General features: G+C 71.2%; 9 protein-coding genes. 1 reads left to right on the top strand and 8 read right to left on the bottom strand.

The genetic code is table 11. The features are described 5' to 3' along the window. Nucleotides 1-481: 481 nt before the first annotated feature. The 8 genes from ADL12_RS23010 to rsmI all read right to left on the bottom strand — a co-directional run bounded on the left by ADL12_RS23010 (nucleotide 482) and on the right by rsmI (nucleotide 9768). Nucleotides 482-2290 (bottom strand): ABC-F family ATP-binding cassette domain-containing protein, encoded by a 1809-nt coding sequence (locus ADL12_RS23010; protein ID WP_062704638.1) that lies wholly within the window; start codon nucleotides 2288-2290, stop codon nucleotides 482-484. Between the two features lie 158 nt (nucleotides 2291-2448). After that, the gene (locus tag ADL12_RS23005; RefSeq protein WP_341846376.1) at nucleotides 2449-3570 is read right to left on the bottom strand and encodes a peptidoglycan recognition protein family protein; all 1122 of its coding nucleotides are present in this window, start codon (nucleotides 3568-3570) and stop codon (nucleotides 2449-2451) included. Between the two features lie 251 nt (nucleotides 3571-3821). Further along, nucleotides 3822-4721: a 4-(cytidine 5'-diphospho)-2-C-methyl-D-erythritol kinase gene (locus ADL12_RS23000; protein WP_062704636.1), complete on the bottom strand. Its 900-nt coding sequence runs from the start codon at nucleotides 4719-4721 to the stop codon at nucleotides 3822-3824. Further along, nucleotides 4718-5653, bottom strand: a complete 936-nt coding sequence (gene rsmA, locus ADL12_RS22995; protein WP_062704635.1) for a 16S rRNA (adenine(1518)-N(6)/adenine(1519)-N(6))-dimethyltransferase RsmA — start codon at nucleotides 5651-5653, stop codon at nucleotides 4718-4720. Before rsmA ends, ADL12_RS23000 begins: the two co-directional genes overlap by 4 nt. Nucleotides 5654-5718: 65 nt before the next feature. Next, nucleotides 5719-7221, bottom strand: coding sequence for a resuscitation-promoting factor (locus ADL12_RS22990; protein ID WP_062704660.1), 1503 nt, complete (start codon nucleotides 7219-7221; stop codon nucleotides 5719-5721). Nucleotides 7222-7382: 161 nt separating this feature from the next. Next, nucleotides 7383-8264, bottom strand: coding sequence for a TatD family hydrolase (locus ADL12_RS22985; RefSeq protein ID WP_062704634.1), 882 nt, complete (start codon nucleotides 8262-8264; stop codon nucleotides 7383-7385). Nucleotides 8265-8327: 63 nt separating this feature from the next. Beyond that, entirely contained in the window at nucleotides 8328-8729 is a 402-nt protein-coding gene (locus ADL12_RS22980; protein ID WP_062704633.1) for a hypothetical protein, read from the bottom strand. A gap of 190 nt (nucleotides 8730-8919) precedes the next feature. Beyond that, complete coding sequence (rsmI, locus tag ADL12_RS22975) at nucleotides 8920-9768, bottom strand: 16S rRNA (cytidine(1402)-2'-O)-methyltransferase (protein ID WP_208614597.1); 849 nt, start codon at nucleotides 9766-9768, stop codon at nucleotides 8920-8922. A gap of 62 nt (nucleotides 9769-9830) precedes the next feature. Here rsmI and ADL12_RS22970 point away from each other — a divergent pair, with 62 nt between their 5' ends. Beyond that, complete coding sequence (locus tag ADL12_RS22970; protein WP_062704631.1) at nucleotides 9831-11573, top strand: dolichyl-phosphate-mannose--protein mannosyltransferase; 1743 nt, start codon at nucleotides 9831-9833, stop codon at nucleotides 11571-11573. Nucleotides 11574-11603: the final 30 nt, after the last annotated feature.

Below are 11603 nucleotides of genomic sequence, written 5' to 3'. Positions count from 1 at the left end.
GGCCCTGGGGCGGCGGAGGCGGGGCCTGCGGAGCATCCTGCTGCGGGGGCTGTGGTGCCCCGAAGCCGCCCTGCCGTGGGTCCTGTGGTGCGCCGAAACCGCCCTGCGGCGGCTGGTTGGGCGGCTGGCTCATGCGCGGTTCCCCCTTGTGACCGGTGTGCGGCACGTCCTGTGCCGTCGCGTTTGCGCCACACCAGCGGTTCTCAGACTGTTCTCAGACGGCTCTTTCTATCACCCACCACCGACAGCACACCGAGCCGTCTCGCCCCCTGTTCCCAAGGGAGAACCACCCCGTGATACCCCCGTTATGCGCCTTCACACCCCCTTCACCAGGGGCGCGCAGCGCCCCGGCGAAGGGGCGCGGGGCTGTATGAACATGCGGCTCCGCCGCGCGGGCGCGACCAGCCACAACGGAGCCGCACCCGCCACCGGACATCACGCCCCACGGCGAAACCGCGACCCCGCCCAACCCAGCGGAGCGCTACGCGTCGTCGGCCAGCTCCAGCCAGCGCAGCTCCAGTTCATCCCGCTGACCGGCCAAGTCACGCAGTTCGGCGTCGAGTTCGGCCACCTTCGAGAAGTCGGTGGCGTTCTCCGCGATCTGCGCGTGCAGCTTGGTCTCCCGCTCGGAGATCTTGTCGAGCTGCCGCTCGATCTTCTGCAACTCCTTCTTGGCGGCACGCAGATCCGCGGCGCTCTTCTCCGGTACGGCCTTCTCGGCGGCCGGAGTGGAAGTCGCGGCGATGACCTGCGCCTCCATCCGGTGGCGCCGCTCCAGGTACTCGTCGATGCCGCGCGGCAGCATCCGCAGGGTGTGGTCGCCGAGCAGGGCGAACACCCGGTCCGTGGTCCGCTCGACGAAGAACCGGTCGTGGGAGATGACGATCATCGAGCCGGGCCAGCCGTCGAGGACGTCCTCGAGCTGGGTGAGGGTCTCGATGTCGAGGTCGTTGGTGGGCTCGTCGAGGAAGAGGACGTTGGGCTCGTCCATGAGCAGGCGCAGCAGCTGGAGGCGGCGCCGCTCACCGCCGGACAGGTCCCCGACCGGCGTCCACTGCTTCTCCTTGCTGAAGCCGAACGTCTCGCACAGCTGCCCGGCGGTCATCTCGCGCCCCTTGCCGAGGTCGACGCGCTCGCGCACCTGCTGAACGGCTTCCAGCACACGCATGTTGGGATCGAGCTCGGCGACTTCCTGGGACAGATAGGCGAGCTTGACGGTCTTTCCGACCACGACGCGCCCGCCGGTCGGCTGCGTCTCGCCCTCGGTCCGCGCCGCCTCGGCCATCGCCCGCAGCAGGGAGGTCTTGCCGGCGCCGTTGACGCCGACGAGGCCGATGCGGTCGCCGGGCCCGAGCTGCCACGTCACATGCTTGAGCAGGACCTTGGGACCGGCCTGGATGGTCACGTCCTCCAGGTCGAAGACGGACTTCCCGAGCCGGGACGAGGCGAACTTCATCAGTTCGCTGCTGTCCCGGGGCGGCGGTACGTCCTTGATGAGCTCGTTGGCGGCCTCGACCCGGAAGCGCGGCTTGGAGGTACGCGCGGGGGCGCCGCGCCGCAGCCAGGCCAGCTCCTTGCGGACGAGGTTCTGCCGCTTGACCTCCTCGGTGGCGGCGATGCGCTCGCGCTCGGCGCGGGCGAAGACGTAGTCGGAGTAGCCGCCCTCGTACTCGTAGACCGAGCCGCGCTGCACGTCCCACATGCGCGTGCAGACCTGGTCCAGGAACCACCGGTCGTGGGTGACGCACACGAGGCCCGAGCGCCGCTCGCGCAGGTGCTGGGCGAGCCAGGCGATGCCCTCGACGTCGAGGTGGTTGGTGGGCTCGTCGAGGACGATCAGGTCCTGCTCCTCGATGAGGAGCTTGGCGAGCGCGATCCTCCGCCGCTCGCCACCGGACAGCGGGCCGATGACGGTGTCGAGGCCCTGCGGGAAGCCGGGCAGGTCGAGCCCGCCGAAGAGCCCGGTGAGTACGTCCCTGACCTTGGCGTTCCCGGCCCACTCGTGGTCGGCCATGTCCCGGATGACCTCGTGCCGGACGGTCGCCTCGGGGTCGAGCGAGTCGTGCTGGGTGAGCACGCCGAGCCGCAACCCGCCGGAGTGGGTGACCCGGCCGGTGTCGGCCTCCTCCAGCTTGGCCAGCATCCGGATCAGGGTCGTCTTGCCGTCGCCGTTGCGCCCGACGACGCCGATGCGGTCCCCCTCGGAGACGCCGAGCGACACACCGTCGAGCAGGGCACGGGTGCCGTACACCTTGCTGACGTTCTCGACATTGACCAGATTGACGGCCATTTCTCTCCTGCCCAGGGGGACGCTCAGCCTCCCAGCGTAGTCGGGCAGACCGGCAGCTCCTCGCCCCCGTCTCCCCGGCCCCCTTACGCGGACGCAGGGAAACGCACGAACGTGCGCCCCGGGGACGGCATCCCCGGGGCGCATCTCCGTGCTCGGCGTCAGCGGCGGGCGGCCGCCTCGCGGACCTCGGCGAGGAGGTCGTACATGACCTGGCCGGGGCACTCGGTGGCGAAGTAGTCGCGGTGACCGCCGACCGTATTCGTGTCCTTCTTCGTGCCGTTGACGGGGTTGGTGTACGTCACCCTCGCCTGCGGGTCCAGGCCCTTGAACCGGGAGATCACCTTGATCAGCCGGATCAGGGACGCCTTGGCCGCGTCCGTGGGGGCCTGCTGGTCGAGGTTGCCGATCAGGGCGATGCCGAGGGCGCCGGAGTTGTAGCCCACGGAGTGGAAGCCGGTGACGAGGTCGCCGTCCGGGTTGAAGGCGGGGATGCCGTCGTCGCCGGAGTAGCGGCCCTCGTAGACCGCGCCGGCCTCGTCGATGAGGAAGTGGTAGCCGATGTCGCCCCAGTCGTTGGTGATCGCGTGGTACTCGTAGATCGCGCGCACCGTCGCGGCCGGGTCGGGGTCGTTGTTCGGCGTCGCGGTGTGGTGGACCGTGATGATCTGCAGCGGGTAGTACGTCTCGGGCGAGTTGACCGAGCCGTCCGGCTTGAACCGCTTGGACTCGTCGGCGCCCCAGGCCGGCCGCGAGAGGTAGCGCACGCCACGCACGCGCGTGGCCTCGCTCGGCACCTTGAAGGTGCGGTTCGGGCCGTCGGTGGTGTCGATCGCCAGCGAGTGGACGCCGTCGATGCCGCTGGGGGCCTTCACCGCGTAGGCGGTGGCGTTGGCGGCGGCGACCAGGGCCGTGCCGCCGTCCTCGACGGTCGCGCAGCCGCTCGCGAGGGTCTGCCAGTCGCCGTCCGCGAGCCGGATGGCGGCGCCCTCCTTCGCGCCGGACCAGCGCACCCCTACGTAGGAGGCGGCGAAGGCGGTGGTGGCCTCGCCGGTGCCGGTGGCGGCCTCGGTCCGGGTGGCGGGGAACTTCTCCGGCGTCGTACCGGAATCACCGGAGCCGGACGCGGAGTTGTCGCTCTCGCCGGAGTCGGTGGCCGCGAACACCATTGGCGTGATCGCGGCTCCGGCGGCCACCGCGCCGCCGGCGGCGATCACGCCGCGGCGGGACAGGGAGCGCTTTCTACGGTGGGACGGCTGGGCGGGGGTGGGGGATTCGGACACGGAAGTGTCCCCTTCCAGAAGTGCATTTGACGGGGGCGCCGGGCACACGAGGGCAGCCCGGGCGGCCTGGCCTGACGCCAGGCACTTGAAACGTCAACGGACCCTAACCGTCCCACCCGCCCTACGCGTACTCCGATCGCAGTACATGCGTGTGAAGATCGGGCGAAGAAGCCCTACTTGTGAGTACTACGTCACGCTCCGGCGCCGTCCGTGCGCTGCGGACGCCGCCACGATTTACGCAGACGGCTGTTTTATGCAGACAGCGCGGTCGCCCCCGGCGCCGGTCCGGACGCCGTACGCACCGCCCGACAGGTCCCCGACGACCGTAGAGTTTCGGCCACCTTCACCGCCGACTCGGGGTCACGGGCGAGGAACGCCGTCGTCGGGCCCGAGCCGGAGACGAGTGCCGTGAGCGCGCCCGCCGCGCGGCCGGCGGCGAGGGTGTGGGCGAGCTCCGGGAAGAGGGAGAGGGCGGCGGGCTGGAGGTCGTTGGAGACGGCGGCGGCGAGCGCGTCGGGGTCGCCCTTCGCGAGGGCGTCGAGGAGCGGCTGCGAGGCGACGGGCTCCGGGATGTCCGTGCCCTCGCCGAGCCGGTCGAACTCACGGAAGACGGCGGGCGTCGACAGCCCGCGCCCGGCCATCGCGAACACCCAGTGGAAGGTGCCGCCCACGTCGAGCGTCCGGAGCTTTTCGCCCCGACCGGTGCCCAGGGCCGCCCCGCCGACCAGGCTGAACGGCACGTCGCTGCCCAACTCGGCGCAGATGTCGAGGAGTTCCTCGCGGGAGGCGCGCGTGCCCCACAGCGCGTCGCAGGCGAGGAGCGCGCCCGCACCGTCCGCGCTGCCGCCGGCCATACCGCCGGCGACCGGGATGTCCTTGGCGATGTGGACGTGCACGGCCGGGTCGATCCCATGCCGCTCGGCGAGCACGATCGCCGCCCGCGCCGCCAGGTTCGTACGGTCGAGCGGGACCTGGTCGGCGTCCGGCCCCTCGCAGGTCACGCGCAGTTCGTCGGCCGGGGTCACGGTGACCTCGTCGTACAGGCCCACGGCGAGAAAGACGTTGGCCAGGTCATGGAACCCGTCGGGACGGGCGGCGCCCACCGCGAGCTGGACGTTGACCTTGGCGGGGACGCGGACGGTGACGCTCACTGCTGACCCGGCTCCCTGTCTTCCTTCTTGGGGTCTTCCTTCTTGGGGTCTGCCTTGTGCTCGGCGTTGTGGTCCGCCTTGTGCTCGGCGATGCGCGCGAACTCCTCGACGGTCAGCGCCTCTCCGCGCGCCTGCGGCGAGACCCCGGCCCCGACGAGCGCCGCCTCGGCGGCCGCCGACGAACCCGCCCACCCGGCGAGCGCGGCCCGCAGCGTCTTGCGGCGCTGGGCGAAGGCGGCGTCGATGACGGCGAAGACCTCGCGCCGCGAGGCGGTGGTCTTGAGCGGCTCGGCACGCCGGGTCAGCGCCACCAGCCCGCTGTCGACGTTCGGCGCGGGCCAGAAGACATTGCGCCCGATGGCACCGGCCCGCTTGACGTCGGCGTACCAGTTGGCCTTCACGGACGGCACGCCGTACACCTTGGAGCCGGGCGTGGCGGCCAGGCGGTCGGCGACCTCCGACTGCACCATGACGAGGGTGCGTTCGATGCTCGGGAAGGTCTCGAGCATGTGCAGGAGGACGGGAACGGCCACGTTGTAGGGGAGGTTCGCGACCAGCGCGGTGGGCGGCGGGCCCGGGAGCTCGGCGACGTGCATCGCGTCGGTGTGCACCAGCGCGAAACGGTCGGCGCGCTCCGGCATGCGCGCCGCGATGGTCGCGGGGAGTGCGCCGGCCAGTACGTCGTCGATCTCGACGGCGGTGACGCGGTCGGCCACCTCCAGCAGGGCGAGCGTGAGGGAGCCGAGCCCCGGGCCGACCTCGACGACCACGTCGTCGGGGCGGACCTCCGCGGTGCGGACGATACGGCGGACCGTGTTCGCGTCGATCACGAAGTTCTGGCCGCGCTGTTTGGTGGGACGCACGCCGAGGGCTGCCGCCAGCTCACGGACGTCGGCGGGGCCCAGCAGGGCGTCGGGGGAGGGGCTACTCACCCGACAAGGGTACGGGGCACCGCCAGGCGCGATCACACCAGCGCAGCCGACCGGGCCGCCGACGCTCACCCGTGCAACCGCGACCCGCAGTGCGGCCAGGGACTCGCCCCCTGTCGCACATACAGCTTCTTCGCCCGCAGCGTCTGTTCCGCCGCCGGCGCATCCTGCGGCCGCCCCTTCCCTCCGAGGTTCCGCCAGGTCTGCGTGTCGAACTGGTACAGCCCGCCGTACGTCCCCGACGAGTCCACCGCATCCGGCCGCCCCCCGGACTCACACGCCGCCAGCCCCTGCCAGTTCAGATCACCCGCACCCTGTACGGACGTCGGCAGCGGCTTCGTCCCCACCTTCACCACCTGGGTACGCGGCTCCCGCACCACCTCGGACTTGATCCGCCGCGGCTTCTGCCGGACGCCGTTGACGGTGCGCAGCGAGTACGTGAGCCGCCGCAGCCCCGGCTGCCCGGCCCGCTCGACGACCTCCGTGCCCTTGAACACCGAGGGGTCGTCGATCCGCTCCACGGCGAACGGGATGGCCTCGTCGCGGATCTCCTTCCTGCCGGTGATCCGCAGGACCGTGACCGTCTGGCCGTCGCGCGGAAAGCTGTCCTGCGGGACGGACGTGGTGTCCTGCCCGTGCAGGGTGATGCCGGCCTGCTCGACGACCTCGCCCACGGTCGCCGCGTTCGTACGGATCGTGCGTGCCAGGCCGTCCGCCATGATCGTCACCGCGCGCTCGGTGCGCACATCCAGCGCGAGCCCTTCGCGCCCGATGCGCCGGGAGCGCGACGTCGACAGATACGCCCCCTCCGCACGCACCCCCAACTGCTTGAGCGCCGCCTCGACCGTGCGCGCGGTCGTCCACACCTCGCGCCGCTGACCGTCGAGCGTGAGCCGCACGGGGCGCCCGTAGTGCACCTCGACCTCGTCACCGTTGGTGAGCGCCGCATCGGGCGCGGGCGCCACCAGGTCGTGCGCCCCTACCTCCACGCCCTCCTCGTCCAGCAGTTCGGTGACGTCGTCCGCGAAGGTGTGCATGGTGCGTGGCTCGCCGTCGACGCTCAGCTCGATCGCCTTGTCCTTGGCGACGAAGGCGGTCGTCCCGCCTGCGAGGAACGCGACGACCAGCGCCTGCGGCACGAGTCGGCGCATCGGCCCGTCCACCCGCTCGGCGGCTCGGGCCCGGTGGCGACGCGCGGCTCGTCGACCGCGCCGGGGGCGCACCACGGGCGTGGGCGCCGTCTCGGGGATCTCGTACGCGGGCCGGTACGTGTCCTCGTAATCCCCGTAATCCCCGTAATCCCCGTGGTTCCCGTAGTCCCCGTGGTTCCCGTGGTTCCCGTAGTCCCCGTGGGCGCCATGATCCCCGTGGGTCCCATGGCCGCCGTGGACACTGTGGTCGCCGTAGCCCGCGTACACCCCGTACACAGGTCCGTATGTGTCCGTACGCGTCTGGTACGCCCCCGGCACCCCGTACCCCAGCGTCTGAGCGCTGTACGGGTCGAAGCCGCCGTATGCCGGGGGCTCGTGGGCGGGGCTCGGGCCATACGTCTCGAACTGCGCGTTGCTCACGACGACACGCTCCAGCGGAGGAGTCCGGATCGGGCCCACAGAACCTAGCGGAGGGGCAGTTACTCTCCAAAGCGGGGCAACTACTCTCCGTAATGACGGACCCGGCGTGAGCCCGCGTGAGCCCGCGCGCACCCGCGTGAGCGTTATCCGTCGGTTATCGGTCAGTAGCCGAAGGCATGTGCCGTGTTCGGCCCCAGTGCCGCCGCCAGCGCGTCCTCGTCGATGCCCCGCACGGCGGCCATGGCACGCACCGTGATCGGAATGAGATACGGGGCGTTGGGCCGTCCGCGGTACGGGGCAGGCGTGAGGAAGGGCGCGTCGGTCTCCACGAGGAGCAGCTCCAGCGGGGCCACCGCCACCGCGTCCCGCAGGTTCTGGGCGTTCTTGAAGGTGACGTTGCCGGCGAAGGACATGTAGTAGCCGGCGCGGGCGCACATCTGGGCCATCTCGGCGTCCCCGGAGTAGCAGTGGAAGACGGTCCGCTCGGGGGCGCCCTCCTCCTTCAGCACCCGGAGCACATCCGCATGAGCCTCGCGGTCGTGGATGACCAGGGCCTTGCCGTGCCGCTTGGCGATCTCGATGTGGGCGCGGAAGGACGCCTCCTGCGCCTCCTTGCCCTCGGGCCCGGTGCGGAAGTAGTCGAGGCCGGTCTCACCGACGCCCTTGACGTGCGGCAGCGCGGCCAGCCGGTCGATCTCCGCGAGCGCCTCGTCGAGCGCCCTCGCTCCGCCGGGTTCGCGCGCGCCCTGCCGCGACCAGCCGTCGGGGTCCCCGTGCACGATGCGCGGGGCCTCGTTCGGGTGCAGGGCGACGGTCGCGTGCACGGCTTCGTACCGCGCCGCCGTCTCGGCCGCCCACTGCGAGCCGCGGACGTCGCAGCCCACCTGAACGACCGTCGTCACCCCGACCGACGCGGCCTTCGCCAGGCCCTCCTCCACCGTGCCGGACTGCATGTCGAGGTGGGTGTGGGAGTCGGCGACCGGCACCCGGAGCGGTTCCGGGAGGGGCGGGGCGGCGTGCTTGTCGGAGGTGTTCGAAGGCATGCCCCGATCCTACGAAAGGGGCATGCCTTCTCTGCCGGCGCTCGGTATCGGCCGGGGCTCGTCTCAGCTCGCCTTGCGGTGGAAGACGTGCAGGAGATCGGACAGATGCCAGTGGTGGTCCGCCCCGGCCGCCGACTCCGTCTCCGGCTTCGGCTCCGCCTGCCGGGGAATCGATCGGTGGGGGTGCAGGGAGTTCTGCACGGAGGACACCTGCCCGGGCCGCATGATGCGGACGACGTGGTTGTCGCAGTTCTGACACGTGGGCCGGCTCAACGGGGACGGAATCACCTGGCCGTCGGCCACATATATGACGAACTCACGGCCGTCACCGTCTACGTGGTGCTCTATCTCGAACGACTGCTCCCAGCCGTGCCCGCACCGCATGCAGGCGAAGGAATACGACTCGTGGACGACGGCGGTCGCGGCGCTGCGAAGGTCCGTGGTCTGCTGTGCGATCTCGCTCATGCCAGCTCCTGTGGTCCGCTGGTGGGACGGGTTGCGTCCCTTCGCCCAGTGGACTCCTCCGCGGAAGCGAACGCACGCCATCTGTCCAGTGTTGGCGGCGACTTGGGCGTTCCTTGCCGAAAGGGCCGGGTCCCTTTACCCCCGCATGGGGCGCCCGCTCAGCCGAGATACGCCCTGCTCACACGGCATGTCACGCCCCCGCGTTCTTCGCCGCCACGACCGCGTCGAAGACCTCCCGCTTCGGCACCCCGGCGTCCGCCGCCACCGCCGCGATCGCCTCCTTGCGCCGCTCCCCCGCCTCTTCACGAACGCGTACACGCCGCACGAGCTCGGCGGCGTCGATCTCCTCGGCCCCCTTCTGCGGCGCGCCCTCGACCACGACGGTGATCTCCCCGCGCACGCCCTCCGCGGCCCAGGCCGCGAGCTCCGCGAGCCCGCCCCGCTTGACCTCCTCGTACGTCTTGGTCAGCTCGCGGCACACGGCGGCCCGCCGCTCGGCACCGAACGCCTCGGCCATCGCGGCGAGCGTGTCGTCGAGCCGGTGCGGGGCCTCGAAGTAGACGAGCGTCCGCCGCTCCTCGGCCACCTCCCGCAAACGCGACATCCGCTCGCCCGCCTTGCGCGGCAGGAACCCCTCGAAGCAGAACCGGTCGACGGGCAGCCCGGACAGCGCGAGCGCGGTGAGCACGGCGGACGGCCCCGGTACGGCGGTGACGCGGATGTCCTTCTCGACGGCCGCGGCGACCAGCCGATACCCGGGGTCCGACACCGACGGCATCCCCGCGTCGGTCACCAGCAGCACGCGCGAGCCTTCCAGGAGGGCCTCGACGAGCTCGGGCGTACGGGCCGACTCGTTGCCCTCGAAGTACGACACGACCCGCCCGGCCGGCTGCACGCCCAGCGCCTGGGTGAGGCGCCGCAGCCGCCGGGTGTCCTCGGCGGCGACCACGTCCGCGCCGGCCAGCTCCTCGGCGAGCCGGGGCGGGGCGTCGTTGATGTCGCCGATGGGGGTGCCTGCCAAAACAAGGGTTCCTGTCACGTTTCCATCCTCGCAGGGCGCATCCACGGGACTCCCACAGACGTGTTCCCTACGATGGCGCGGTGACCAGTACCGCGTCCTCCACGGACACCCGGCAGGACCAGGCACCGCACGAGCAGCGGCCGTCGTGGCAGCAGCGGCTGCGTCGATTCGGCTACACGGCGGCGCTCAGAAGCGACGTACGCGACCGTCTCGTGCCGCCGTATGTCCAGCCCAGCCCGCGGATGTGGCAGTTCCTCGGCGTCCCGCGCCTGCTCGCCGAGCGGATCGCACGCTGGTCCGGCTGGGGCGGTCCGCTGCTGGTGACGCTGCTCGCGGGAGTGCTGCGGTTCTGGAACCTGGGCAGCCCGAAGAAGGTGATATTCGACGAGACGTACTACGCCAAGGACGCCTGGGCGCTCGTCCACCGCGGCTTCGAGGTCAGCTGGGACAAGAACGCCAACGACCTGGTCCTGTCGACCAACGGTCACCTGCCGATCCCCACGGACGCGGCGTACGTCGTGCATCCGCCGATCGGCAAGTACGTCATCGGGCTCGGCGAGCTGATGTTCGGGTTCAACCCGTTCGGCTGGCGGTTCATGACGGCGCTGCTGGGCACTCTGGCCGTCCTGATGCTGTGCCGCATCGGGCGCCGTATCTTCCGCTCCACCTTCCTCGGCTGCCTCGCGGGCGGGCTGATGGCGGTGGACGGGCTGGCCTTCGTGATGGCGCGCACCTCGCTGCTCGACGGGGTGCTGATGTTCTTCGTGCTGGCGGCGTTCGGCTGCCTCGTCATCGACCGGGACCGGGCACGCGCGAAACTCGCCGCCGCGCTGCCGGCCGACGCCGACGGCCGGGTCCGCCCCGACGCGCACACCGCCGAGACCCTGCGCCTCGGATGGCGGCCCTGGCGCTGGCTGGCCGGTCTGATGCTGGGCCTGGCCATCGGCACCAAGTGGAACGGCCTGTACTTCCTGGTCGCGTTCGGCCTGATGACGGTCCTGTGGGACGTCGGCGCCCGCAAGGTCGCCGGTGCCCGCTACCCGTACACGGCGGTGCTCAAGCGCGACCTGGGCTTCGCCTTCCTGGCGACCGTGCCGGTGGCGATCGTCACCTATCTCGTCTCGTGGACGGGCTGGATCCTCTCGCCCACGGACGGCAGCGGCGGCTACTACCGCGACTGGGCGTCCGCCAACGGCCGCAGCAGCAATTGGTCGTGGCTGTTCCCCGACTGGTGGCTGAGCCTGTGGCATTACGAGCACCAGGTGTACAAGTTCCACGTCGGCCTGTCGTCCCCGCACACGTATCAGTCCAACCCGTGGAGCTGGATCGTCGACGGCCGCCCGGTGTCGTTCTTCTACGAGTCCCCCCTGCCCGGCAAGGACGGCTGCCCCGTCGACGCGGGCGAGAAGTGCGCGCGCGAGGTCCTGGCGATCGGCACGCCACTGCTGTGGTGGGTGGCCGCCTTCGCGGTCCTGTACGTCCTGTGGCGCTGGCTCTTTCGCCGCGACTGGCGAGCGGGCGCCATCGCCTGCGGCGTCGCGGCCGGCTACCTCCCCTGGTTCCTCTACCAGGAGCGCACGATCTTCTACTTCTACGCCGTCGTCTTCCTCCCCTTCCTCTGCCTGGCCGTCGCCATGCTCCTCGGCGCGATCATCGGCCCACCGCGCGCCGGCGAAACCCGCCGGGTGGCGGGGGCGACGGGCGCGGGCGTACTGGTGCTGCTGATCGCCTGGAACTTCATCTACTTCTGGCCGATCTACACGGGGACGGCGATCCCGGTGGACGACTGGCGGTCGCGGATGTGGCTGGATACGTGGGTCTAGCTTGCGTAACAGGAGCCGTCGATGATCGTT

It is taken from the genome of Streptomyces regalis, assembly GCF_001509475.1.
GTDB lineage: Bacteria > Actinomycetota > Actinomycetes > Streptomycetales > Streptomycetaceae > Streptomyces > Streptomyces regalis.
Note: the sequence above shows the minus strand (reverse complement) of the source record. Positions and strands in the feature narration are given on the sequence as shown.

Bases quoted from the DNA above. Each gene is read 5' to 3' on its own strand.
- ADL12_RS23010 (WP_062704638.1), bottom strand. From the start codon at position 2,290: ATGGCCGTCAATCTGGTCAATGTCGAGAACGTCAGCAAGGTGTACGGC.
- ADL12_RS22985 (WP_062704634.1), bottom strand. From the start codon at position 8,264: ATGCCTTCGAACACCTCCGACAAGCACGCCGCCCCGCCCCTCCCGGAA.
- ADL12_RS22980 (WP_062704633.1), bottom strand. From the start codon at position 8,729: ATGAGCGAGATCGCACAGCAGACCACGGACCTTCGCAGCGCCGCGACC.